The sequence below is a fragment of the Acinetobacter faecalis genome (genome assembly GCF_034187745.1).
Lineage (GTDB): Bacteria > Pseudomonadota > Gammaproteobacteria > Pseudomonadales > Moraxellaceae > Acinetobacter > Acinetobacter faecalis.
In genome coordinates this window covers 250724-276506 of sequence record NZ_JAXHPF010000002.1, presented here as the reverse complement: position 1 = coordinate 276506, position 25783 = coordinate 250724, and the positions used below count along the sequence as shown (strand labels likewise).

Annotated in this window: 24 protein-coding genes and 1 riboswitch; of the genes, 16 read left to right on the top strand and 8 right to left on the bottom strand. The window is 37.4% G+C overall.

What is annotated here, in order from left to right; translation table 11 throughout:
- Nucleotides 1–41: 41 nt before the first annotated feature.
- Complete coding sequence (locus tag SKM54_RS03200) at nt 42–953, bottom strand: alpha/beta hydrolase (RefSeq protein ID WP_321094009.1); 912 nt, start codon at nt 951–953, stop codon at nt 42–44.
- Nucleotides 954–1107: 154 nt separating this feature from the next.
- On the opposite strand from SKM54_RS03200, the gene SKM54_RS03195 reads away from it, so the two are divergent.
- Nucleotides 1108–1545, top strand: coding sequence for a DUF2147 domain-containing protein (locus SKM54_RS03195; protein WP_321094005.1), 438 nt, complete (start codon nt 1108–1110; stop codon nt 1543–1545).
- Between the two features lie 60 nt (nt 1546–1605).
- On the opposite strand, the gene SKM54_RS03190 is transcribed toward SKM54_RS03195, so the two are convergent.
- Both SKM54_RS03190 and SKM54_RS03185 read right to left on the bottom strand, forming a co-directional pair.
- Nucleotides 1606–1953 carry a Spx/MgsR family RNA polymerase-binding regulatory protein gene (locus tag SKM54_RS03190; protein ID WP_321094003.1) on the bottom strand — a complete coding sequence of 116 codons (348 nt, stop codon included), beginning with the start codon at nt 1951–1953 and terminating at the stop codon, nt 1606–1608.
- 445 nt (nt 1954–2398) lie between these two features.
- Nucleotides 2399–3217 (bottom strand): exodeoxyribonuclease III, encoded by an 819-nt coding sequence (locus SKM54_RS03185; RefSeq protein ID WP_154772648.1) that lies wholly within the window; start codon nt 3215–3217, stop codon nt 2399–2401.
- A gap of 40 nt (nt 3218–3257) precedes the next feature.
- Between SKM54_RS03185 and pyrE the strand changes: the two genes are divergently transcribed.
- Nucleotides 3258–3908, top strand: coding sequence for an orotate phosphoribosyltransferase (gene pyrE / locus SKM54_RS03180; RefSeq protein WP_321094000.1), 651 nt, complete (start codon nt 3258–3260; stop codon nt 3906–3908).
- Nucleotides 3909–4123: 215 nt separating this feature from the next.
- Here pyrE and SKM54_RS03175 read toward each other — a convergent pair whose 3' ends face one another.
- The 3 genes from SKM54_RS03175 to SKM54_RS03165 all read right to left on the bottom strand — a co-directional run bounded on the left by SKM54_RS03175 (nt 4124) and on the right by SKM54_RS03165 (nt 5502).
- Nucleotides 4124–4933 (bottom strand): glycosyltransferase family 25 protein, encoded by an 810-nt coding sequence (locus tag SKM54_RS03175; RefSeq protein ID WP_321093997.1) that lies wholly within the window; start codon nt 4931–4933, stop codon nt 4124–4126.
- A 76-nt stretch (nt 4934–5009) separates the two neighbouring features.
- Nucleotides 5010–5252, bottom strand: coding sequence for a hypothetical protein (locus SKM54_RS03170; protein ID WP_321093994.1), 243 nt, complete (start codon nt 5250–5252; stop codon nt 5010–5012).
- 52 nt (nt 5253–5304) lie between these two features.
- On the bottom strand, nt 5305–5502 hold the full coding sequence (locus SKM54_RS03165) for a DUF3565 domain-containing protein (protein WP_321093992.1): 198 nt from the start codon (nt 5500–5502) through the stop codon (nt 5305–5307).
- A gap of 107 nt (nt 5503–5609) precedes the next feature.
- Here SKM54_RS03165 and gshB point away from each other — a divergent pair, with 107 nt between their 5' ends.
- The gene (gshB, locus tag SKM54_RS03160; protein WP_321093989.1) at nt 5610–6554 is read left to right on the top strand and encodes a glutathione synthase; all 945 of its coding nucleotides are present in this window, start codon (nt 5610–5612) and stop codon (nt 6552–6554) included.
- A gap of 115 nt (nt 6555–6669) precedes the next feature.
- Nucleotides 6670–7686: a phytanoyl-CoA dioxygenase family protein gene (locus SKM54_RS03155; protein ID WP_321093986.1), complete on the top strand. Its 1017-nt coding sequence runs from the start codon at nt 6670–6672 to the stop codon at nt 7684–7686.
- 25 nt (nt 7687–7711) lie between these two features.
- Here SKM54_RS03155 and SKM54_RS03150 read toward each other — a convergent pair whose 3' ends face one another.
- Nucleotides 7712–8908: an MFS transporter gene (locus tag SKM54_RS03150; protein ID WP_321093985.1), complete on the bottom strand. Its 1197-nt coding sequence runs from the start codon at nt 8906–8908 to the stop codon at nt 7712–7714.
- Between the two features lie 421 nt (nt 8909–9329).
- Between SKM54_RS03150 and murG the strand changes: the two genes are divergently transcribed.
- The 7 genes from murG (at nt 9330) to lpxC (ending at nt 17438) form a co-directional block, all read left to right on the top strand.
- Nucleotides 9330–10427, top strand: coding sequence for an undecaprenyldiphospho-muramoylpentapeptide beta-N-acetylglucosaminyltransferase (gene murG / locus SKM54_RS03145; RefSeq protein WP_321093983.1), 1098 nt, complete (start codon nt 9330–9332; stop codon nt 10425–10427).
- Between the two features lie 12 nt (nt 10428–10439).
- Nucleotides 10440–11888: a UDP-N-acetylmuramate--L-alanine ligase gene (gene murC, locus SKM54_RS03140; RefSeq protein WP_321093981.1), complete on the top strand. Its 1449-nt coding sequence runs from the start codon at nt 10440–10442 to the stop codon at nt 11886–11888.
- A gap of 56 nt (nt 11889–11944) precedes the next feature.
- On the top strand, nt 11945–12874 hold the full coding sequence (locus tag SKM54_RS03135; RefSeq protein ID WP_321087425.1) for a D-alanine--D-alanine ligase: 930 nt from the start codon (nt 11945–11947) through the stop codon (nt 12872–12874).
- A 3-nt stretch (nt 12875–12877) separates the two neighbouring features.
- Nucleotides 12878–13732 (top strand): cell division protein FtsQ/DivIB, encoded by an 855-nt coding sequence (locus SKM54_RS03130; protein ID WP_321089004.1) that lies wholly within the window; start codon nt 12878–12880, stop codon nt 13730–13732.
- Between the two features lie 69 nt (nt 13733–13801).
- The gene (ftsA, locus tag SKM54_RS03125; protein WP_321087428.1) at nt 13802–15064 is read left to right on the top strand and encodes a cell division protein FtsA; all 1263 of its coding nucleotides are present in this window, start codon (nt 13802–13804) and stop codon (nt 15062–15064) included.
- A 158-nt stretch (nt 15065–15222) separates the two neighbouring features.
- Entirely contained in the window at nt 15223–16410 is a 1188-nt protein-coding gene (ftsZ, locus tag SKM54_RS03120; protein WP_154772637.1) for a cell division protein FtsZ, read from the top strand.
- Nucleotides 16411–16535: 125 nt separating this feature from the next.
- On the top strand, nt 16536–17438 hold the full coding sequence (lpxC, locus tag SKM54_RS03115; protein ID WP_154772636.1) for a UDP-3-O-acyl-N-acetylglucosamine deacetylase: 903 nt from the start codon (nt 16536–16538) through the stop codon (nt 17436–17438).
- Between the two features lie 96 nt (nt 17439–17534).
- Here the strand turns inward: lpxC and SKM54_RS03110 are convergent, their stop codons facing one another.
- Nucleotides 17535–17975: a DUF721 domain-containing protein gene (locus tag SKM54_RS03110; protein ID WP_321093979.1), complete on the bottom strand. Its 441-nt coding sequence runs from the start codon at nt 17973–17975 to the stop codon at nt 17535–17537.
- A 104-nt stretch (nt 17976–18079) separates the two neighbouring features.
- Here SKM54_RS03110 and SKM54_RS03105 point away from each other — a divergent pair, with 104 nt between their 5' ends.
- The 5 genes from SKM54_RS03105 (at nt 18080) to SKM54_RS03085 (ending at nt 25566) form a co-directional block, all read left to right on the top strand.
- Nucleotides 18080–18760: a M23 family metallopeptidase gene (locus SKM54_RS03105; RefSeq protein ID WP_321087430.1), complete on the top strand. Its 681-nt coding sequence runs from the start codon at nt 18080–18082 to the stop codon at nt 18758–18760.
- A 262-nt stretch (nt 18761–19022) separates the two neighbouring features.
- Entirely contained in the window at nt 19023–21725 is a 2703-nt protein-coding gene (aceE, locus tag SKM54_RS03100; protein ID WP_311917982.1) for a pyruvate dehydrogenase (acetyl-transferring), homodimeric type, read from the top strand.
- A 2-nt stretch (nt 21726–21727) separates the two neighbouring features.
- Nucleotides 21728–23677 carry a 2-oxo acid dehydrogenase subunit E2 gene (locus SKM54_RS03095; protein ID WP_154772632.1) on the top strand — a complete coding sequence of 650 codons (1950 nt, stop codon included), beginning with the start codon at nt 21728–21730 and terminating at the stop codon, nt 23675–23677.
- Nucleotides 23678–23787: 110 nt separating this feature from the next.
- A riboswitch (yybP-ykoY riboswitch) is annotated at nt 23788–23989 on the top strand.
- Between the two features lie 17 nt (nt 23990–24006).
- The gene (locus SKM54_RS03090) at nt 24007–24585 is read left to right on the top strand and encodes a TMEM165/GDT1 family protein (RefSeq protein WP_321093976.1); all 579 of its coding nucleotides are present in this window, start codon (nt 24007–24009) and stop codon (nt 24583–24585) included.
- A gap of 180 nt (nt 24586–24765) precedes the next feature.
- The gene (locus SKM54_RS03085) at nt 24766–25566 is read left to right on the top strand and encodes an oxygen-binding di-iron domain-containing protein (RefSeq protein WP_154772630.1); all 801 of its coding nucleotides are present in this window, start codon (nt 24766–24768) and stop codon (nt 25564–25566) included.
- Nucleotides 25567–25783: the final 217 nt, after the last annotated feature.

Sequence of the window (25783 nt, the reverse complement as noted above, 5' to 3'; positions counted from 1 at the left end):
AAAAAAAGAAGGCAAAAGCCTTCTTTTTTGTACTTAAATTCTTAGTCTTTATCTTGTTTATGTGCAAATTCAGCTAAATCTGCCAAAGACTTTTTACCTTCATCAAACCAAGAGTGAAACATTTGAAAGTTATGCCACATGCCTGTGTAAATTTTAAATGTCACATCTACACCTGCTTGCTTTGCTTTGTCTTTAAAGCGCTTTGCATCATCGAGTAAAAGCTCTTTAGAACCCACTTGAACAAGCGTTGGTGGTAAATTTTTGAAGTCATCAAACATTGGAGAAACTTGGGGATCTCCAACATCAACATCTTCAGGTAAATAATGCTTAATTCCTGTTTCAATGGTTTCTAGTGAAAGTAGGGCATCATGTTTTTGATTAAAACGGATAGATTCACTGGTTAGCGTTAAATCTAAAAATGGCGAAAGTAAAATAAGACCGCTTGCTTGCGGTAATTTTTCATTTCTAATTTTTAAGGCAAGTGCTAAAGCTAAATTCGCACCGCAAGAATCTCCCGACAAAATAATATCTTTGGCTTGAATACCTTGATTTAGTAATTCTTGATACACATCAAATAATGCATTTAAAGCAGTAGGAAAGCGGTGTTCTGGTGAAAGAGGATAATCGACATGAATCACCTGCATTTGTGTGCGTGCTGCAACATGGGTTAAAAATGCGCGATGTGTATTGAGCGAGCCTAAATAGAAGGCACCGCCATGTATATGGAAAATAAGCTGAGTTGATTCATCTTGAGGTTTTAGTTCTTCGGCTTTTAATCCTGCTAAAGAAATTTTTCGAATTTCTACATTTTCGTCTTTTGGAAAAAGCTTACACATTTGCTCAATTGAAAAGCGTGCTGAACCTATAGGTAGATTCAATTTGCTAGGTGTACGAATTGAAGCCTTAAGAAATTGCTCTGTTAAAAATTGTTTCAACATTCGCGATATGTCCATATATACTTTATATTGGTTGTTATTTAGACACTTTTTATTCAATTCAACAATATAAATTACAAAGTTACACCAAACGGTCACATTCATAAATTGCTTTATATTTGTGATTTTTTGATACTAGGCTCGTATATAGACACATCAGGGACATAGAAAAATGAAAAAAATTGCAATGGTATTAGGATTAGTTGGCTTTGCAGCAGTAGCACACGCAGCAGACCCATTAAATGGCACAGTGTGGAAAACAATTGACGATAAAACGAAACAACCAAAAGCGGTTGTTAAGTTTACTGAACAATCAAATGGTACATTGAATGCAACGATTCAAAGCATTTTAACGCCAGGTGAAGAAAACTCGTGTACTAAGTGTGAAGGTACATATAAAAATAAATCACTTAAAGGTGTAACAATTGTACGTAACCTTAAAAATACAGGTGGTGCAAACTATGATGGCGGCTCAATTTTAGATCCTAAAAATGGCAAGTCTTATAGTCTAAAAGGTAAGCTTGCGAATGGTGGTAAAAAGCTAGAGCTACGTGGTTACATTGGTGTTGCAGCTTTAGGACGTAACCAAACTTGGGTTCGTGTTAACTAAGTTTTAACTATATAAATAAAAAAAGCCTGACATTTGTCAGGCTTTTTTATGAAGATCAATTTATTTTAATTTACTAATTTCAGAATCATCAAAACCAATAATAAAGCCTGAACCTGTAGCAATAACAGGACGTTTAATCATGCTTGTATGTGTTGTAAGCGTTTCAATAAGATTCGCTTCACTTGCAAGGGCGTGTTGCTGTTCTTCTTCACTCAGTTTTTTCCAAGTCGTACCTTTTTTATTAAGCACCAAATCTTGACCAATTTCAGCTAACCAAGTTTTCACAGTTTCGGCATCTATGCCTTGTTTTTTATAATCATGAAATTCATACGCTAAGCCAAGCTCTGTCAGTAAATCGAATGCTTTTTTCATTGAATTACAATTTTTAATGCCATAAACCTTAAGCATAATTACGCCTTATTTAGATTCTAAATTTTAAATAGATTAGCGGAAAATAAAGGAAAGCTCTATGTGAAATCATAAAAATCATGTTTCATGAGTTTGACACGAAAGGTTCATGTAATTGTCATGAAATTCATTGAGAATATGCTGTGTAGATAAGAAGAATAAAAAACTGCAAATAAAAATGATATTTATAAAAAGAGAAAACCCGCATCTAATCATCCTGATTATGCGGGTCTCACTATAACGTCCAATGTCTTACATCCTTGAGAACAAAATTAATTGTTCCTTCTTCATCCTACGGCTTCCAATCCTTTTGTTGTCATCCTGACAGTGTCCCTTTGCCGTGGAGCTATAATGCGCTGATTCGATGTAGAGATAAATGCCCAAATACGACATGTTGTGTAGGATAATAAACTCTATTCAGTGAACGAGTGTAAACTTAACTAGTTTAGATTTTATAATCAATGATCACAGGAGCATGGTCGCTAAACCATTCTTCTTTATATACCCAAGCATTTACTGTACGGTCTTTCCAGTCTGGAGAACATGCTTGGTAATCAATACGCCAACCCACATTTTTCGCGCGTGCTTGTCCGCGATTTGACCACCATGAATACACTTCAGCTTCTTTACGAACTTCACGGAACGTATCTACATAGCCTAAATCATCATAAATATGGTCTAGCCAAGCACGTTCATGTGGTAAACAGCCTGACGCTTTTTGGTTGCCCGACCAGTTTTTAATATCAATGCGTTTATGTACGATATTGTAGTCACCGCACACAATGATAGATTTATCTTCATCTCGCCATTGTTTTAGAATTTTTTTGTATTCATCTAAAAAGTGGTCTTTGCGTACTTGTGCTTCATCGCCAGATGACCCAGAAGGAAGATATAATGAACAAATATGCGCAGGTTTGTCTAATCCAAGATCAAATTCGGCTGAAATAAAACGACCTTGTGAATCGGCAAGTTCAAAACCTAAACCATCGGTTACAGAGACAAAAGGTAAGCGGCTGTAAATTGCTGTACCTGCGTAGCCTGATTTTTCCGCAGGGAACAGATGTGTGTACCATCCTTCAGGTTTGAATTTGTCTGTCCATTGTTCGTGCGTAATGCGTGATTCTTGCATACAAATTACGTCTGCATCGGATGTCGCCATCCAATTGAAAATGCCTTTTTTTTCAGCCGCACGTAATCCGTTTACGTTTATTGACACGACTCGTAAAATTTTTTGATCACTTGGATAGCTACTCTTTGGTATCATGCGCAGTCATAACCTTTCTTTATGAATTTTGGAGCACCTCATGACATCGCCAGCTCAGTTTAACCCTCAAGCTTTTATCGAACTTGCATTATCACGTGGTGTGCTTAAATTTGGTGAGTTTACTTTAAAATCGGGTCGTGTGAGTCCTTATTTTTTCAATGCAGGCTTACTCAACGACGGTGAAGCTTTAACTGTATTGGCTTCGGGCTACGCAGATAAATTAACACAATGTGAAAATGTTGATGTGGTTTTTGGTCCTGCTTATAAAGGTATTCCTTTTGTAGCTGCAACTGCTGTGGCTTTGTCACAAAATCATGGTGTAAGTGTGCCATGGGGCTTTAACCGTAAAGAAGCGAAAGATCACGGTGAAGGTGGTGTTTTGGTAGGTGCTTCTGTTGAAGGTAAAAAAGTTTGGATTATTGATGATGTGATTACTGCGGGTACGGCTATTCGTGAAGTGGTAACTATTTTGAAAAATGCAGGCGCACAAATTGCGGGTGTTTTAGTTGCGCTTGACCGTCAAGAAAAAGGTCAGGGTGAACTTTCTGCAATTCAAGAAGTTCAAAAAGAATTAGAAATTCCTGTTCATGCATTAATTACCATGAAAGATTTGATGGATTACTTAGAAGCAAAAGGCGAGAAAGAAGCTTTAGCGAAAATGGAAGATTATCGCGTTAAGTATGGTATCTAATGTTTTTTAGAGATGTAAAAAAGGAAGCGAAGGCTTCCTTTTTTATGAAATTGATGATTTTTTTAAATACTGTTTGTAAATTGATTGTGAAATATGAAAATCAGTTTTGTTTGCATTTTGTTATATGTGTCAGGTTAATACATTGAATTATATCGAATGAAACTAATAGGTTAAACATAATGAGCATTATGTTCAACCTATTGATTTAAAATATCTTATTTGTATATCACATTTTTTGTATATAACCTTTTGTAAAAAAAATTATAAATTTGAAATAAAGGTCTAATAATTTCTCTTATTATTTTATATAAAATGGATTTATTTTTTCTGGTTTTAATTTGTGATGATTGGTTATTAATTCTACCTACCTGTAAGGAGCTCTCAAGAGTTATTTCATTATTTAAATTTAAGTGATGCGCGACGAAATCTTGTATACAAAGTGCTGGTAAAAGTTGCATTACTATATAACTTTTATTTTTTAAATAATTTTCAAAAATGTGGATGTCGACCGCAAATAATTCAGTAGCATTGCTATACTGTTCTATTAGATATTTAGCACCTTTATTTGAAATAATATATCCAGCAGTACCATAGTGTGTGCTTTTTAAACGGTAAATAGATCTTCCAAATATTTCAGTATGCTTAAATGAGCATTTTACTGTTGTTTGAACACCTTTTTCTAATTTTATGATATCTATATTGGGGTCGATCCAATTTGAATCAGTTAAGAAGTTTTGTACATTATTACCTAAATATATATCATCTTCAAATATAGCAATATGATTTAAATCATTTTCTACTACATAATTCCATAGTACGTAATGACTTAAAAAGCATGAAATTTCTTTTTCTGTGAGATTTGTTGGGATATTTTCGAGATGATATTTAGACATAAGAGTCTTGTTCATATCTGGAGTTATAGCATCAAAAAACTCAAACTTTACATTTTTTTCACTAAATTCTTTCTCAATATGTTGTCGTCGTTTTGCATTATTTGCAAGTAAACTTATTACAAAACTTTTCATATATCATCGTTTGGTTACATAAAAACACTATCTTAAAGTAAATTTTTTTTTTTTGCATAGGTTGTTGTGTGAAAACTTAACTTAAATTTTTATAAAACCGATACTCAGGAAAAATTAACCCGACTATAAAAAGAATAGTAAATCCTATCCATGTAAATAAAGCCATTGCACGTAATTGTTCTTTATTCCAATCGGCTTCCATATCTAAGAAAAAGATACTTTTCCATCCCTTAATTACTTCCGCGCCACCCCAAGAAAGAATCCATTTACAAGTTAGGCTAATGAAAATATATAAACAAATCCAAACAGGTGTAGACATAGCTTTTGAAAACAGAATTTTTATAAGTAAATAAAATATAACACTAATATTATTATTTGTTTAATTCATCGTCACATAATTTGCATTCCAACATCACGCCTAATTTTTCTTTGCGACCATCTTCTGTTACTACCCAAGGACGGTTTTGCCAAGGCGGAGTATGGCGCACATGCTGATTATGCCCACAAGCAAGCTTCGCAACATAATGCTGCTCATCATCTAAATGAAATCCGATAATTGCTTGCAACATCAAAACACCTTCAACATAAAAGAATAAAAGGATTACGGAAATTCCGAAAAAGAAATGAAGAATCTCCGTTATACTCTTTAGCAGATCATTTTTAAAAGAGCAGAAATATGCGCGTACTTGTTGTGATGGATCCCATCGAAAATGTAAATCTAAAAAAAGACTCATCTATGGCAATGCTTTGGGCGGCATCTCGACGTGGTCATGAGCTCGGTTATGCATTACAACAAGACTTATATATTGACCAAGGTAAAGCATTTGGTCTTATTTCGCCTTTAAAAGTATTTGAAGATTACAACCATTACTATGAACTTGGTGAAAAACAAAAAGAATCGATTGCTGCTTACGACGTTGTGCTTATGCGCAAAGACCCACCGTTCGACATGAACTTTGTTTACACGACGTATATTTTAGAACAAGCAGAACGCGAAGGCGCTTGGATTATCAACAAACCACAAAGCCTACGCGACTGTAACGAAAAACTCTTTGCTACGCAGTTCCCAGAGCTTCAAGTACCAACATTAGTCACTTCACAACAAAGTTTAATTCGTGAGTTTATTGCAGAACATAAAGATGTGATTGTAAAACCACTAGATGGCATGGGCGGTATGGGTATTTTCCGTTTAACTGTGGATGGTGCGAACATTGGCTCTACACTAGAAATGCTCACAGAAATGGGTCAACAACCAATCATGGCGCAGCGTTATATCCCTGAAATTGTAGATGGTGATAAACGTATTCTTATGGTGAATGGCGAACCTGTACCATATTGCTTAGCGCGTATTCCACAAAATGGTGAAACACGTGGTAACTTGGCAGCAGGCGGTCGTGGTGAAGCGCGTCCACTCACTGAAAATGACAAAGCAATTGCAGCAAAAGTTGGTCCGTTCTTAAAAGAAAAAGGCTTGGTATTTGTTGGTTTAGATGTCATTGGGAACTATGTGACAGAAATTAATGTAACAAGCCCAACCTGTATTCGTGAAATTGACGCAACATTTGGTACATCAATTGCTGATGATCTGTTTGATGTTTTAGAAGCGGGTTTAGCCAAATAATTTAAAAAAAGAGAGACTTTATGGTCAAAATAATAAAAAAATATGGGCATATCCAAATAAAAAAGTAGTTCTACAAGAATTAAAACAAATTGCGAAAGCAAATCCGAAAAAGTTTGTGGTTGATGCCACAACACTTTTCGGATTTGCAAAAAGCTTTGAATCGCATTCAATTGTGGGAAATAAAACGTTTAATGAATTAGGTTTACATCGTTTTCGTGTTGAATATGCATCTAAACGTGCGCAAAAAAGACGGCAAAAACTTGCAAAAGTATTAACTTCAGATGAAGTAGAACAGTTCCAGAAAAATGGTTTTATTTTAAAAGAAAACTTTTTACCTGAAGATGAGTTTGTACAACTGTCGAAAGAGCTTTTAGAAACACCTTTGGAAACCCGCGAAACTTTGCAGGGCGATACCGTTACTCGTAGAATGGCTTTAGATGGCGATGCTTTGCAGCAATTACCTGCAACAGAAAAATTATTAAATAGCTCAACGTGGCAAGCACTTTTGAATTATGTGGCAAGTTCTAAAGTTCAGCCCATGTATTATGTACAGGTGATTTTGTCACAGGTCAGAAAGTCGCGTCCCGACCCACAAACAAGCTTACATAGCGATACTTTTCATTCGAGTGTCAAAGCATGGTTATTTTTAACCGATGTTGCAGAAGACGAAGGTCCTTTTGTTTATGTGCCAGGTTCACATATTGTGACTGAGAAAAGACTCGACTGGGAGTATTTGCAATCTATTCAAATGAATGAAAAGTCGAATGCACTTAGTCGTAGAGGATCTTTGAGAATCAATCAAAATGAATTAGAAAGCTTAGGTTATGGTCAGCCACAAGCATTTTCTGTAAAGAAAAATACGTTGGTGATTGCAGATACTTATGGTTTTCATGCACGTGGGTCAAGCGTTCGACCATCAATGCGAATTGAATTATGGGCTTATGGTCGTCGTAGTCCATTTTTGCCGTGGGTTGGTTTAAATGTACTTTCTATTCCTTTTGTAAAGCAGCATTTAATTCCGTGGTATTGGAAAGCATTAGATTTTTTAGAGCAAAAATATCAGCGGAAAAATCCTTGGCGAAAAGTTGGAAAATTAAAAGCTACAGATGAAGCGGTGATTAAGTCTAAATAAAAAGAGCCTCATTTGAGGCTCTTTTTTATTTCGCATAGCGTTTAAAAAATAAAGACATAATGAACAAACCTAATAAGCAAAGTAAAGATGTCACAATGCTCATACTTGCCCATGTATGTGTTGCTGAAACAAAAGCAGCACTGAAAAGAGGAATAAAAAATTGTGCAGAGGCAGAGCATTGAAGCAGTAAACCTACACTTGCCGCCGCTGCGTTTATATGAGGGGTATAGTGTAATGTCATTGATAAGATTGTGGTTGGAATGACGCCACCAATCATTGAAAATAAAACAGCACTTAAAAACTGTATTTCAAAAGCTAACCAGCTATTTGTTGTGAACGTTAGAATACTGGTAATAAACATACCAATAAATCCAATAATTAATAGTTTTTGTGTTGTCCAACCTTTTTGCAACAGCATGCCTGCACCAAATGTTCCGCCTAAATTGGCTAAAACAACAAGTGATACAAGTAAACCTGCTGTTTTTAAACTCAAACCATTCTCTACATAAATACTTGGTAAAAATCCTGTAACAGCAATCCATTGGCTTGTATAGCATGCAAATGCAATCGCTAAACAAATGATAGGAGGGTGTGTAAGGGTGATACGAATAATTTGCCAAAGACTATCTTTAGCTGCAGGTACAGGAGATTTTATGGTTTGAGGGGGATGATCAATATTTAAAAATAGTTGAATGATGAGCGCAATAACAAAGCAAGCGATACCTAAAATAACCCAAATATTTTGCCAAGTTAAATATTCTAAAAGTAAGGGAATTGTAAATACTGCGAAACTAATGCCAAGCCCCATATAAGAACTCCAAAGCCCCATTTTGAAACTGATGGTTTCTGGCTTGCTAATGCGTTTTAAAATTGCAGGCGCACAAAGAGAAATAGTTAAAAAACCAATACCTTCGAGAAATCTAAAAAAGTAAAGTAAAATAACAGTATCAAGCCAAGGGCCTGCAATGCTACTTAAACCCATAATAATTAAGGCAAAAACTAAACAGCGTTTTAAACCTAATTTTTCGGAAAATGCACCTATACTCAAGGCAAATAGCATGCCTGCACCTTGAACAATAGATAGAGATAAACCTGCTTGAGTGAGTGTTAAGTTTAAATCTTTTTGCAAAATAGGGAGGACGACAGATAATTTTCCCATATGAATAGCAGCTAAATAGCCAGCTAAAATAACCCATAAATCCCGTATTGATAATTTAGACATGTGCTTCCGATGCATAACTTTAAGTGAGCAAAACTCTGCTAACTTATAAAGTAAATACAAAGAAATAACATAAATAAGATAAAAGACTTATAGCCTTTATGGCTAAGCTTATTGGAAAAATATGCTAATGAAATAATAGATTGAACAGCATGAACTATGTGCACATTTTTAAAATTCGTAGGTTTATATTTAAGATGTGAGCAATCAAATACAAAGAAAAGTGAATGATATTTCACTTAAGTATAAGTAAAAATACAGACCTGATAATAAATCTAGTTTAAACTTCAATAACTGTAGAAAAAAACGATAAACTGCTTGGTGAAAAAAAGTAAATTAACTTTCACGTACCATACGTTTGTGATTACAATTGATAGCTTATAACGAATTTTCATTAGCCCATATTAAGTTGAAGAATTAGACCGTGACCAACGCACAGAAAAAACAGCCTAAACACGTCATGATGATGGCAGCAGGTACGGGCGGACATGTTTTCCCAGCACTTGCAGTTGCGAAAGAACTTCAGCAGCAAGGTGTGGAAGTTTCTTGGTTGGCAACACCGTCTGGTATGGAAAATAGATTATTAAAAAATCAAAATATTCCAATTTATCAAATTGATATTCAAGGTGTGCGTGGTAATGGTGTACTTCGTAAATTAGCAGCACCATTTAAAATATTAAAAGCTACTTTAAGTGCTATGCGTTATATGAAGCAGCTTAATGTTGATGCTGTAGCTGGTTTTGGTGGATATGTTGCAGGTCCGGGTGGTTTGGCTGCACGAGCGTTAGGAATTCCTGTCATTATTCATGAGCAGAACGCCGTAGCAGGTTTTACCAATACACAATTGTCGCGTATTTCAAAAACGGTATGTCAGGCATTTCCAAATACATTTGCTACAAATGAAAAAGTACAAACAACGGGAAATCCTGTTCGTAAAGAAATTACAGAAATTTTAAATCCGTCTTGGCGTTACCAAGAACGTGAAAAAGCAGGCGAGCCATTACGCATTTTAATTGTGGGTGGGTCGCTTGGTGCACAAGCTTTAAATGAGCGTGTGCCAGAAGCATTAAAACAGTTAAATGTGCCATTAAATGTTTATCATCAATGTGGTCAAAACCATGCTGAAACAACACTTGCACGTTATGACGGTAAGCCTGACCAATTGAATGTAGATGTACAACCATTTATTGAAAATATGGCGGAAGCGTACTCAAAAGCAGATTTAATTATTTGCCGTGCAGGTGCATTAACTGTAACTGAAATTGCAACCGCAGGTGTTGCTGCTATTTTTGTACCATTGCCATCTGCTGTAGATGATCATCAGACTGCAAATGCAAAATTTTTAGCAAATAGCGGTGCAGCGAAAATTTGCCCGCAAGCAACATTAACATCAGAAAGTTTAAAAGAAATTTTAGCCCCGTTGATGAACCGTCAATTGTTGTCAGAAATGGCTGCAAAAGCACGTCAACAGGCTCAACCAGATGCAACCCAACAAGTGGTTCGTTTAATTCAAGAATTGTAATCCGAGAAAAATATGTCTCCATCTACACCAGCTGATCAAGCTAAAAAGTTAATTAAAGTGCCTGAAATGCGCCGTATTAAACACATTCATTTTGTGGGTATCGGTGGTGCGGGGATGTGTGGTATCGCGGAAGTATTAAAGAACCAAGGTTATAAAATTTCTGGTTCAGATATCAAAGCATCAAAAACAACAGCACAGCTCGAAGAAAATGGCATTAAAGTTTATATCGGTCATGCGGCTGAAAATATTCAAAATGCCAACGTAATTGTTGTTTCAACTGCCATTGATCAGGAAAATCCTGAAATTAAAGCAGCTATTGAATCTCGTATTCCTTTGGTGCGTCGTGCCGAAATGCTTGGCGAACTTATGCGTTACCGCCATGGTATTGCGGTTGCAGGTACACATGGTAAAACTACAACAACAAGTTTAGTCACTTGTATGTTGGCAGAAGAAAATTTAGACCCTACATACGTGATTGGCGGTTTGCTTAACCGCACGGGTGTAAATGCTGCATTGGGTGCGAGTCGTTTTATTGTGGCAGAGGCAGATGAGTCAGATGCATCATTCTTGCATTTACAGCCAATGGCAGCCATTGTGACAAATATTGATGCAGACCATATGGATACGTATGGCGGTAGCTTCGATGTATTAAAAGACACGTTTGTGACTTTCTTACAAAGACTTCCATTCTATGGTTTAGCTGTTGTATGCGGTGATGATGCAAATATTCGTGAAATTATGCCGCGTATTGGTCGTCCTGTACTGACTTACGGCTTTAACGAAGACAACGATATTCGTGCTGTAGATGTTGAACAGATTGGTATGCAATCGCACTTTACGGTTTTGCGTAAAGATCGCGAGCCATTACGCGTAACCATTAATATGCCGGGTGCACATAACATCTTAAATTCATTGGCTGCAATTGGTATTGCAACAGATGAAGGTGTTTCTGATGGTGCAATTTGTCGTGCTTTAGAGAGTTTTAGTGGTGTTGGTCGTCGTTTCCAGGTTCAAGGTGAATTTGAACTAGATGGCGGTAGCGTGAAATTGGTAGATGATTATGGTCATCACCCTAAAGAAGTTGAAGCAACCATTAAAGCTGCGCGTGCAAGTCATCCAGACCGTCGTTTGGTGATGATATTCCAACCGCACCGTTTCAGTCGTACACGTGATTGTTTCGATGACTTTGTAGATGTACTTTCGCAAGTCGATCAACTTTTATTATTAGAAGTTTATTCGGCAGGTGAAAAGCCAATTGTAGGAGCAGATAGTCGCTCATTGGCACGCAGTATTCGTTTGCGCGGTGAAGTTGAGCCAACGCTTATTGATCCTGTAGAAGGCAATATTCAAAACGTGATGAAAAATGTACTCAAGCCAGGCGACTTGTTATTAACACAAGGTGCGGGTAATGTTGGTGCAATTTCAATCGAACTTGTACAAAATAACTTATATTTAAAATAATCTCGGAATGAGGTTTAAATTCAATTAAGTCATTTATAAAGTTTAAGGATATAAACGTGTCTAATGCTTCGAAGTTCGGCAAAGTTGCCGTTTTATTAGGTGGGAAATCTGCCGAACGTGAGGTTTCTTTAAACAGTGGTAATGCTGTTCTAGAAGCTTTGCTTCGTTCAGGTGTGAATGCAGAGGGTTTTGACCCGAAAGATCGTAGCGTAACTGAATTAGTAAACTACGATCGCGCGTTTATTGTTTTGCATGGTCGCGGCGGCGAAGATGGTCAAATCCAAGGTGCTCTTGAATGGCTTGGTTTACCTTATACAGGTACAGGTGTTCAAGGTTCAGCAATTGGGATGGATAAAGTAAAAACCAAGCAAATTTGGCAAGGTTCAGAGCTTCCAACAGCACCATATCGCATTGTAACTAAAGATTCCGATTTACAAGAAATTGTAGATTCAATTGGTTTGCCATTTATTATTAAGCCTGTTCATGAAGGCTCAAGTATTGGTATGAGCAAAGTTGAAAAAATTGAAGACTTTGCAGAAGCGATTAAAAAAGCAACAGAACATGATGCTGTTGTTATGGCTGAAAAATGGATTACAGGTCGTGAATTTACCATTGTAATTTTAAATGGTCAGGCGCTTCCTGTAATTCGTTTAGAGCCACCTAAAGACGTAGCTTTCTACGATTACGATGCTAAATATAGCCGTGATGATGTGGAGTATGGTATTCCTTGTGGCTTGACAGAGTCAGAAGAAAAACAACTTCAAGCATTATCATTGCGTGCATTTCAAGCAGTTGGTGCAAGTGGTTGGGGGCGTATTGATGCGATGCAAGATGAACAAGGTAACTTCTGGCTATTAGAAGTAAACACTGTTCCTGGTATGACAAGTCATTCATTAGTTCCTAAAGCTGCTCAAGCAGTGGGTTATAATTTTGATGAATTATGTGTTGTTATTCTTGAGCAAACATTGACGGAAGCGACTCACTAAATTATGGCTAAATTACCAGCCTCTATGCGTCGCAAAAAAGCCGCAATTACGTCTATACATGACAAGCCTCTTACTGCGAAAGAAAAACTTTCGAATATCGGTGGGTGGCTACTATTGTGTGTGGCTGTTGTTGTTTTGGTGGTTGGTATATTTGGACTTTATAAAGTTATTACAGATGGTCAAGTTGCACGACTAGATGTTGTAGGTACAACATCTAGCGTAGAACAAAAACAAATAATTACCCATGTTTCACCTGTTGTGAAAGATAACTATTTCACATCGGACTTAAAAGAAATTCGAGATAAAACACTTGAGTTATCTTGGGTAGATCGCGTGGTTGTTTCTCGATTATGGCCTAACTCAATTCGAGTTCGTGTAATGCCAAAACAAGCGATTGCACGTTGGGGAACAGGACGACTACTTAGTGATAGTGGTGATGTATTTACAGAAGTTGTTGTAAAAAATCATCAAAATTTGCCACTTTTACATGGTCCAACACATCAGTCTAAAATGATGATGCGCCGATATAATGAGATTAATCAATTATTTTTATCAGCAAATATGCGATTAAAAGAATTATACTTAACAGATCGCATGACATGGTTTATGCAGTTTGATTCAGGTTTACGTGTTATTGTTGACCAAGATCAAATGATGAGCAAACTGCAAAGATTAAGTTATTTGGCTCAGAATGATTTAAAGCCAACATGGGATAGAGTTTCTGCTATCGATTTACGCTACAGAAATGGTTTAGCGATTCAATGGAAAAATTCAGTTGCGCCTCATATTGCAAATGGACATTTTGTTGTAACGATTAGTGATAAAAGCATTGCAGGCGAAGTCACTGCGAAGCCATAATAATAGGCTTTAAAATATAGGCTTTTTTGCCAAAAATTAAACATTCACAAGTAATGGTAGTAATAAATAATGAATGAAGCTGTTCCCTCGGTTGTTGCGATAGACATTGGGACACACAAAGTTTCAGTTTTGATTGGTAAGGTACATGCGCCGGATAACATCCAAGTTATAGGGATGGCAACCGCTCGTAACCGAGGCATGAATAAAGGGAAAATTGTAAGTCTCGACAAAGTCGTTACAGCAATTAAAAATGCAGTGCAAGAAGCTGAAGATATGGCCGAATGCCGTATTCACTCGGCTTGGATTTCTATTCCAAGTGCAGAATTGAAGAGCTATTATGCTTCTGGTCGTACGCCAATTGATAATCATGACCATACAATTACAACAAGTGAAGTTGTGCGCGCTTTAGACTTAGCAAAAGCAAGTCATTTAACGTCAGATCATTATTTAGTAAGTGCTGTTCCGTTAGGTTTCGATTTAGATGATGCAGGTGAGTGGGTGCAAAATCCAATTCGCATGTCTGCACATAGTATGACAGCGCATTATCAATTAATGATGATGCCTATTAGTGTCATGCAAAATCTTGATCGTGCTTTAAAAGGTGCCAATATTTTTGTAGAAAAAATGGTGGTTTCAAACCTAGCAACTGCAGAGGCATCATTATTAAAAGATGAAAAAGAATATGGTGTTTGCTTAGTTGATATTGGTGCAGGAACCACAAATTTAGCGGTTTATTTAGAAGGTCGTTTAGCATTAGCACATACATTACAACGTGGTGGGGAAAATGTAACACGTGATATTGCAGCAGTATTGCAAACCTCTACTGAAGAAGCTGAACGTATTAAACTTTTATATGGTTGTGTCGATTTAAGCGTTGTTAAGCCAGATCACATGATTCAAATACAAGGTATTGATGGTCCGCAAACCATTAGCCGTATTGAGCTATCAGAAATTATTATTGCTCGATATGAAGAAATATTTGCACAAATTCGTCATGAACTAGAAAAAAGTGGTGCAATTCATGGTTTATATCATGGCGTTGTGCTTGCTGGCGATGCTTGTCAAATTGAAGGTATGGTGAGTTTTGCACGTAGAGTATTAGGTGTTTCTGCTCATTTAGGCAATCCACCGCTTGAAGTAACAGCAGATGATCAACATCAGGCAGCCTTACGTCGTTCACAATACATTACGGCTGCAGGTCTATTAATGTATAGTCAGATATATGCACAAGACACAATTGTTGAGCCTGAAGATACTGGTGAACTTTCAGTGTGGGGCCGTGTAGGGCGAGCATGGTCAGGCTTAAATGAGAAGTTAAAATCAATTTTTTAGTTGAGTTTTTAGGGAATATTGTTAGGAAGTTGTATATAAAATAGCGAGCACTTGACAAGCTAAGCATTGAACAGCATCCTAAAAACAATTTTTATTAAGATCAAGGCAGTATACGGGCTTAAGTCGCTGCCAATTATGAATTAGGAAATCTAAAGATCATGGCATCATTTGAATTTTTTGAAGATGATCAAGCTGATAATAACGGTCAAGCCCGCTTCACTGTGTTTGGTGTGGGTGGCGCTGGTGGTAATGCTGTACAGCATATGCTTGAGTCTGATATCCAAGGTGTAAAATTTGTTTGTGCAAATACAGACAAACAAGCTTTGGATCGTATGAATTCGCAATTTAAAATTCAACTGGGCGAACAAAGCACACGCGGTTTAGGTGCGGGTGCAAATCCACAAGTCGGTCAAGCAGCAGCAGAAGAAAGCCGTGAGCTTATTCGTCAGCAACTTGAAGGCACCGATATGGTGTTCGTTACTGCTGGTATGGGTGGTGGTACAGGTACTGGTGCTGCACCAGTTGTTGCTGAAATTGCTAAAGAGATGGGTATTTTGACTGTTGGCGTGGTAACTACACCGTTCAACTTTGAAGGTAAGCGTCGTCTGCAATCTGCTGAAAAAGGTATTGAAGCTTTAGAACAACACGTTGATTCTTTAATTATTATTCCAAACCAACGTTTACTTAAAGTATTCCGTGATATTTCAATGAAAGATGCTTATAAAAAAGCAGATGATGTATTGTTAAATGCGGTACGTAGTATTTTCGATTTGGTTGTACGTCCTGGTCATATTAACCTTGACTTTGCCGATTTGAAAACTGCGATGAGTACGCGTGGTTACGCAATGATGGGTGTTGGTTCAGGTCGTGGTGAAACACGTGCGCGCCAAGCTGCAGAACAAGCAATTCGTAGCCCATTACTCGATAATGTAACAATTATGAATGCCAAAGGTATTTTAATTAACGTAACGGGTGGTGATGACGTAACATTTGGTGAAATTGAAGAAATTACTGATGTTGTGAACCAAATTGCCGATCTTGATGAAGGTCAGGTATTCTACGGTACGGTATTTGATCCAGACGCACGTGATGAAATTAGCGTTACTGTGATTGCAACAGGCTTGACACGTAACTCGGCAGATTCAGTGGAACCTGTGAAGCGTTCAGTTGCACAAACACAAGTATCTTCATCGCATGTTAGTTCAACAGATGAGGATGATGTGCCTGCAATTCAACGTCAGCACAATGATGCGTCAACTTCTGCCAATACTTCAGGTGCTACGGGTACTGCTCGTCCAACACCTATGAGTATTCAAGAATATCTTAAAAACCAACAACATAAATAATATTAAATGCTTGTTGTATGAAGTGTCTTAAACAAAAAGGTAGCTAAAATGCTACCTTTTTGTTTTTTAAAAATGACTAAATATGCTAACGTATAGCTGTTTGATATATAGATGATTAGAGAAACATGTTGAAACAACGTACCTTACAACGTGTCGTGAAAGCGAGCGGTATTGGTTTACATAGTGGGCAAAAAGTATTGATTAATTTCGTGCCTCACCATGCCGATGGAGGTATTGTTTTTCGCCGTGTTGATTTAAATCCACCTATAGACATTCCTGCCGATGCAATGCTAATTCAAGAAGCTTTCATGTGTTCTAACTTGGTTCAAGAAAATGCCAAAGTAGGTACTATTGAACATGTAATGAGTGCTATTGCAGGTTTAGGTATAGATAACTTGATTATTGAGGTATCCGCGTCTGAAGTCCCTATTATGGACGGTAGTGCGGGCCCATTTATTTACTTGCTTATGCAAGGTGGGTTGCAAGAACAAGAATCACCGAAAAAATTTATTAAAATTTTAAAACCTGTAGAAGCTTTAATTGCAGATAAACGTGCAATTTTCAATCCACATGATGGTTTCCAATTAAACTTTACAATTGATTTTGATCATCCTGCATTTAAAAAAGAATATCAGTCTGCAACCATCGATTTTTCTACCGAAACATTTGTATATGAAGTCAGTGGCGCGCGTACATTTGGTTTTATGAAAGATTTGGACTACTTAAAAGCAAATAATTTGGCTTTAGGCGCAAGTCTTGAAAATGCAATTGGTGTAGATGACGATGGCGTTGTAAATGAAGAGGGCTTACGTTTCTCCGATGAGTTTGTGCGCCATAAAATATTAGATGCGGTAGGGGATTTATATTTATTAGGTCATCAAGTCATTGCAAAATTTGACGGTTATAAGTCGGGTCATGCACTTAACAACCAACTTCTTCGCAATGTTCAAAGTGATTCGACAAGCTATGAAATTGTAACATTTAATGACGAAAGCGAATGCCCAATTAAGTATGTAAGTGTGAGTTAATTCATTATATTTTTAGCGAATGTTATAATATATTAAAAATAATGTGATGTGTTTATCGAAATATCGCTTGCAATGATCATATAATGTTCAAGTTTGTTATTTTTTATTACTTGCCAAACGTAACAAAGCTTGGCTAAGCTTAGGATCTGTCACACAGTCAGCTGCACTTTTGAGCATTTCTTGAGTTTCAGCATTAAGAATTTTGGGCATAACTTCATTTTTTTGGGGTTTAAGAGGTTCTACTCTTAATCGGACATAGATTTTTTGTAAATCATGTAGTCCTTCAAGCTGTGAAAGTTGAGTAATATATTGTTTTTGTAAATATGCCAACTGACTAATCATAGCTTGATTGAGTCCGGTAATTGTTAAAATACCATTTTGGTAACAAGCCACATGCCATTGTTCAGGTTGTGGTAATAAGGGTTGAATTAATTTTGTAAGTTTCTGCCATGCAGATACTTGTTGAGAGAGAAACGTTAAGTTTCCTGTTTTTGAGTGTTTTCTTGTTTGCTGAAAGACGTTTACTGGTTCAGACATACATCATTCCTTCATGATTTTGTCTTATGTTAAGCGCATTTTTCGGTGGATATCAAGGATGAGATCACCAAGAAATTTTGAGTAAAACAGTTTATGAGGTTTTTATGCATTTAAAACGTATTGTGTTTGCTATTACGGTAGCGGTTTCGGCTACTTCTTTAGCATTTGCAGATTTGGTTCAAGTGAATACAACGCAAAATAATTCACCGGATCGTTTAGAACAACTTACGCGTACGTTAGCTCAAGGTAGCTATACAGAAGCTGAGGATGTTGATGTTCCTGCAAATACTCAAATTTCAGTAAAACTTCGTGAAAAATCGGTTGAATTAAACAACGATTCAATTGCTAAGAAATACAACTCAAATGCTACATATTCTTCAACAGCATATTCTTGGTTGGTGACACATCCATTACCTGATATGAAGCGTGTAAGTTCGAACTATGGTGGTCGTACCATGGGTGGTCGTGCTGAAAACCATTCAGGTCTAGATTTGTCTGCACCATCAGGTACACCAATTTATGCAACAGGTCCTGGCATTGTAACAAAATCAGGTTGGGGCACTGGTTACGGTCAATATGTTGAAATTAACCATGGTAATGGTTATTTAACGCGTTATGCGCATGCTTCACGTTTAATTGCCCGTGTTGGTGAGCGTGTTAAAGCAGGTGAACATATTGCCGATGTAGGTTGTACTGGTCGCTGTACTGGTCCTCATTTACATTATGAAGTAGTAAAAGATGGTCAACGCAAAAATCCATCTACATATTTAGCGATGCTGCCATAAGAAGGATTATGACTGCTTGAATGAGTCCGCATAAAACTCACTCATAAACTGAATATAATTAGGCTATCATTAAATTTTGATAGTTGTGTTTAAAAAACCGCCAATATTGGCGGTTTTTTGTTGTTTTGAGTAAAAAAATGTCAATAGGTATTTATTTATTAAATATTAGACCAAAACCGTATTCATCTAGAACGATATCTGCGCTAGCCAAAAGTGTGATACATATATGTATATATAATTAGGCATATGGAATAGGTGAATTATGGCGTTTTATGGCGATACAGATGCGCAAGAAACCCAAGAATGGCAAGATGCGTTTGACTCTGTAATACAACATATGGGTACTGAACGCGGTGCATTTTTGCTTGAAAAATTATACCAACGCGCAATTGCGAAGCATGTTCCCATTCAGCGACTAAATACTCCTTACTTAAATACAGTTTCAGTAGAAGAACAACCTGCAATGCCGGGTGATCAAGATATGGAGCGTCGTATTCGAGCACTTATTCGTTGGAATGCGCTTGCAATGGTTCTTCGTGCAAATAAAACAGGTGATGACTTAGGTGGCCACTTAGCGAGCTTTGCATCATCTGCAACTTTATATGATGTTGGTTTTAACCATTTCTTCCGTGCAAGTAACGATAATTTTGGCGGCGACATGATTTATTACCAAGGACATTGTGCTCCTGGTATTTATGCACGTTCATTCCTTGAAGGTCGTTTAACTGAAGAACATTTAAATAACTTCCGTCGTGAAGTTGATGGTATTGGCTTGCCTTCTTATCCGCATCCATACCTAATGCCTGATTACTGGCAGTTCCCTACAGTATCTATGGGTCTTGGTCCAATCATGTCGATTTATCAAGCACATATTCAAAAATACTTAATGAACCGTGGTTTGATTAAAGAAGAAAACCGTAAGGTATGGGCTTACCTTGGCGATGGTGAAATGGATGAGCCAGAAAGTACTGGTGCTATTTCACTTGCAGGTCGTGAAAAGTTAGACAACCTCATTTGGGTTGTAAACTGTAACTTACAGCGTTTAGATGGTCCTGTTCGTGGTAACGGTAAAATTATTCAAGAACTTGAATCACTATTCCGTGGTGCGGGTTGGCGTGTAATTAAAGTGGTTTGGGGCCGTCATTGGGATCCACTACTTGCTAAAGATGAAACAGGCGCACTTAAAGCTGTAATGGAAGAAACACTTGATGGCGAATATCAGCGTTTACAAGTGAAAGGCGGTGCTTATGCTCGCGAAAAATTCTTTGGTAAATATCCAGAAGCTGCTGAGCTTGTAAAAGATTTAAGCGATGAAGATATTGATAATCTAAATCGTGGTGGTCATGACCCGTACAAAGTATTTGCAGCGTATGCAGAAGCATGTACAGCAAAAGGTCAACCAACTGTTATTTTAGCGAAAACAGTGAAAGGTTATGGTTTATCTGATGAAATTGAAGCGGTAAACAAAACGCATCAAATCAAAAAGATGCAAATTGAATCTTTAAAATATGTACGTGATCGCTTCAATTTGCCATTTAACGATGAGCAATTAGAAGAAGTGCCTTTCTATCGTCCAAGCGAAAACTCGCCTGAACTTAAATATATGAAAGCACGTCGTGAGGCTTTAGGTGGTTACTTACCTGCACGTCGTAAAGAAAGCGAACAGCTTGCTATTCCTGAGCTTTCTGTATTTGACGCAGTGTTAAAAGGTTCTCAAGGTAAAGAACAATCTACAACCATGGTTATGGTTCGCTTAATTTCAGCATTATTGAAAGAAAAAGCAATTAAAGACCGTGTTGTTCCAATTGTTCCAGATGAAGCGCGTACTTTTGGTTTAGAAGGTATGTTCCGTCAGTTAGGTATTTATGCGGCAAATGGTCAGCATTACACACCTGAAGACCAAGAACAGCTTATGCATTACCGTGAAGCGAAAGATGGTCACATGCTTCAAGAAGGTATTAACGAAGCAGGTGCAATGAGCGCTTGGGCAGCATTGGCAACAAGTTATTCAACAAATAACTTACCAATGATTCCAATGTACATGTACTACTCTATGTTTGGTTTCCAACGTATTGGCGACATTGCATGGGCTGCAGGCGATGCACAAGCACAAGGTTTCTTACTAGGTGCAACAGCAGGTCGTACAACGCTAAATGGCGAAGGCTTACAGCATCAAGACGGTCATTCACATATTCTTGCAAATACAATTCCAAACTGTGTGTCTTATGACCCATGTTTTGGTTATGAGCTTGCTGTTATTGTGCATGATGGCTTACAACGCATGTATGTAAACCAAGAGCGTATTTTCTATTACTTAACTGTAATGAATGAAAACTACGAGCATCCTGAAATGCCACAAGGTGCTGAAGAAGGTATTAAACGTGGTATGTATTTACTACAAGAAGATGAAAAAGCAACTGTTCAACTTATGGGTTCAGGTGTAATTCTTCGTGAAGTAATTAAAGCTGCTCAAATTTTACGTGATGAATACCAAATCCATTCAAACGTATTCAGCGTAACAAGTTTCAACGAACTTGCACGTGATGGTATGGCATGTGAAGAATACAATCGCTTACATCCAATGACTGAAGAAGCAAAAGAAGCATGGGTATCTAAACAGCTTCGTGGTACGAAAGGTATCGTTGTTTCTGCAACAGATCATATGCGTGCTTATAGCGAACAAATTCGTGCATATCTTCCAGACAACCGTCCATTTGTAGCATTAGGTACAGATGGTTATGGTCGTTCAGATTCACGCGCTAAATTACGTAGCTACTTTGGTGTAGATGCAGCTCACATTGTTGTTGCAACATTGAAAAAATTGGCTGATGAAGGTGAAGTAGATGCACGCTTAGTTAAAGATGCAATCTCTACATTTGAATTAGACACAGATCGTCCTGTAGCTTGGGCTCCTCAAGCAACTCCATCTGTACAAGCTGTAGCTGACTACAAAGAGGAGAAATAAGTATGCAAATTACAACTCCTGATATTGGTGTAGATAAAGCAACTGTTGCTGAAATTTTAGTAAAAGTTGGCGATACCATTGCTGTTGATGACAGTATTGTTTTGCTTGAATCTGATAAAGCGTCTGTTGAAGTGCCTAGCACTTCGGCAGGTGTTGTTAAAAGTATTTTAGTTAATCTAGGCGATAGCATTGCAGAAGGTGCTGTGCTTATCGAGCTAGAAGCTGAAGGTCAAACGGCAGCTCCTGTTGCAGAAGCACCAAAAGCTGAAGAAAAAGCAGCACCAGTTGCAGAAGCTAAAGTTGAAACTGCGCCAAAAGCTGTTGCAACTTCATCTCAAGTTGTTGATGTTCAAGTGCCAGATATTGGTGTTGAAAAAGCACTTGTTGGTGAAGTTTTAGTTGCTGTTGGTGACACCATTGCAGTTGATGACAGCATTATGGTTGTTGAGTCAGACAAAGCGACTGTTGAAGTTCCTAGCACTGTTGCAGGTGTAGTAGAAGCTGTGACTGTTCAAGTTGGTGATAGCGTTAAAGAAGGTGTTGTGATTCTAAAAGTAAAAACTGAAGGGTCTGCGCCTGCTGTATCTGCTGAACCAGCAAAAGTTGAAACTGCTCATGTAGCTGAAGCACCTGTAGCGTCAGCAGCAACAGTAACGACAACGGCTTCAGGTCCTGTAGAAATTGCTGTACCAGATTTAGGTGTAGATAAAGCTGCTGTAGCAGAAATTTTAGTTGCTGTAGGCGACAAAGTTGAAAAAGACCAAAGCATTATTGTTGTTGAGTCAGACAAAGCAACGGTTGAAGTACCAAGTACAACAGCAGGCACGATTAAGGCAATTCATGTTGCATTAGGTCAGAACGTTTCTGAAGGCGTTGCTTTAGTGACAATTGAAGCTGAAGGACAAGTGGTTTCTACGCCAGCTCCTGTTGCAAAAACAGAAGCACCTAAAGCTGCTGCACCTGTGGCAGAGGTGAAAGCACCAGCTTCAGCACCTGTTGCAACCAACAGTGCAGATAAACTGACCAAAGAGCAAAATGCAGCGAACTCGAAAGTTTATGCAGGTCCTGCTGTACGTAAGCTTGCACGTGAGTTAGGCGTAGTATTGGCAGATGTTAAAGCATCTGGTCCACATGCACGTTTAATGAAAGAAGATTTGTTTGCTTATGTGAAAACACGTTTAACTGCACCACAAGCAGCTCCTACTGCACAAACAGCAGTATCTGCGGGTTTACCAAAACTTCCAAGTTTTGATGCCTTTGGTGGTGTAGAAGAGAAAGCGTTGACACGTTTACAACAAGTGTCGATTCCACAACTTTCTTTAAACAACTACATTCCACAAGTTACACAGTTTGATCTTGCTGACATTACAGAGCTTGAAGCTTGGCGTAATGATCTTAAAGCGAACTTTAAGAAAGAAGGTATTAGCCTAACAATCATGGCATTTATCATCAAAGCGGTTGCGCATTTGTTGAAAGAAGAGCGTGAGTTTGCAGGTCATTTATCTGATGATGGTAAATCTGTTCTATTACGTAATGAAATCCATATGGGTATTGCAGTTGCAACGCCAGATGGTTTAACAGTTCCTGTATTACGTAATCCAGATCAAAAATCAATTAAAGAAATTGCTGTTGAATTGGGCGTATTGGGTCAAAAAGCACGTGATAAGAAACTTTCTCCGAAAGATCTTCAAGGTGCAAACTTTACAATTTCAAGCCTAGGCGCAATTGGTGGTACAGCATTTACACCACTTGTGAACTGGCCTCAAGTTGCAATTTTGGGGATCTCTCCTGCAACAATGCAACCTGTTTGGAATGGTCAAGGTTTTGATCCGAAGTTAATGCTTCCATTGTCATTGTCTTATGACCACCGTGTGATTAACGGTGCAGATGCAGCACGCTTCACGAATAAGTTAACGAAATTGTTAAAAGATATTCGTACTTTATTGATCTAAACTCTCATTGTATTTTTCTCCTAGAAGGAGAAAGAAATGAAAGGAAAAACCCTGCTACGGCAGGGTTTTATTATGAGATTTGAAAAGAGCTGAAAATTTAAATATAATAGCGTTACTTCATTGGGGAGTAGCCGCTTTTTACGCAATGTAAAAAGGTGATGATCAACATATTTGTTCTAAACCGAACATGGTCATCATAGCAAATAACCAAATGAGCTTATCTATAAGCTTTCTTTTGTTGGCAAGACCTTTGATTTACCACTCTGCACATTGGCTAGCAGGAGGGGTGAGTCATTGGTATATGTTATTGCTAGCCAGAGAAACACATCATGCTTTCAGCTTTTCTGATTTCTTTAGTGGTTGTAGCCCTTTCTGAAATGGGTGATAAAACACAACTTCTTACATTACTCCTTGCCGCACGTTTTCGTAAACCTATTCCTATTTTAATTGCTATTTTTCTTGCAACTGTAGTGAACCATGGTGTTTCTGCGGTGCTTGGTCAATGGATTACAACCGTATTAAGTCCAACCATACTTTTATGGATTGTATCGCTTGGTTTTATTGGCATGGCAATTTGGATGTTGATTCCAGATGAATTAGATGATGAATCTGAAAGCATCAATAAATGGCAAAAATATGGCGTGTTTGGTGCGACCTTTGTTCTTTTCTTTTTAGCTGAAATTGGTGATAAAACACAAATAGCAACAGTTGCTTTGGCAGCACGTTTCGACAGCATTGGTTGGGTCACTTTAGGTACAACGATTGGTATTATGCTGGTGAATGCACCTGCTGTTTTCATTGGTAATAAGCTTGCCGAAAAACTACCAATTTCTTTGATTCATAAAATTGGTGCTTTGGTCTTTTTAGTTATTGGTATTGCCGCTTTAGTACAACATTATTTCTTTTAAGCTTTACTAATAAACAAATAAAACCAAGTCAATAGCTTGGTTTTATTTGTGATATTGTTCTCAAACTGCTGATATTATTAATAATATTTAAATTATATTCATTGTAAGTTTCACCAATTAAATATATGTTATCCGTACATAGAAATACGCTTTTAAAATTAGAAATTTTGGGGATTCGGCATGGCATTTGACCGTACTACATCGCAAGTATTATTTGATAATGGGTCACATAAATGTATTAGCTTTACCAGCTTGGTTAAGGGTGAGGGTGTACAGGCCAACCAATTCTTGATTATTGATAATGAACGAGCAGCTGTACTCGATCCAGGTGGTGACTTAACTTATGTCCCACTCACAATGGAATTGAATAAATATACGCGCCTTGCAAACTTAGATTTGGTTATGGCATCGCATCAAGATCCAGATATTATTACATCCATGCCGCGTTGGTTGGTATATACAGATGCTAAAGTTGTGGCATCTAAATTATGGGCTCGCTTCTTACCACATTTAAACTCAGCATTTATGAGTGATCGAATGAAAGGTAGCTGGTTAGATCGCTTAATTGAATTGCCAGACCAAGGTCAAAAAATTGCATTGGGTAATACATCAATTATTGCAGTACCTGCACACTTTTTACATTCTGTTGGTAACTTCCAATTTTATGATCCAATCTCGAAAATTTTATTTTCTGGAGATATGGGTGCATCAATGGTTGAAGATGCAGGTATTCCACTAGAAAATTTTGAAGATCATATTCCAAATATGAAAGGCTTCCATCAGCGTTATATGTGTAACAACAAGGTGATTCGTCTTTGGGTACAAATGGTACGCACAATGGATGTTGAAAGTATTGTTCCACAGCACGGCACGCCATTTATTGGTAAAGAGCAAGTGAATCAATTCCTTGATTGGATTGAAACACTTCAATGCGGAACAGATTTAATGGATGAACGTGTATTTACATGTCCTGAACATTAAAAAATAAAATATTGAGAGACAAAACAATATTTTTAAAATATGCCATCTAAAACTTATATTTAGATGGTTGAAAATTCAGAAAATGTTGTCTCAATGATTTATACAGAATTCGTATTTCAAAAATGGCGCTTATTGCGCCTTTTTTGATCTTATTTTGATGATAAAACTCTTATTAAATAAGCTAAATCTTAAAGTTGTATAAACCAACAATAAGGCA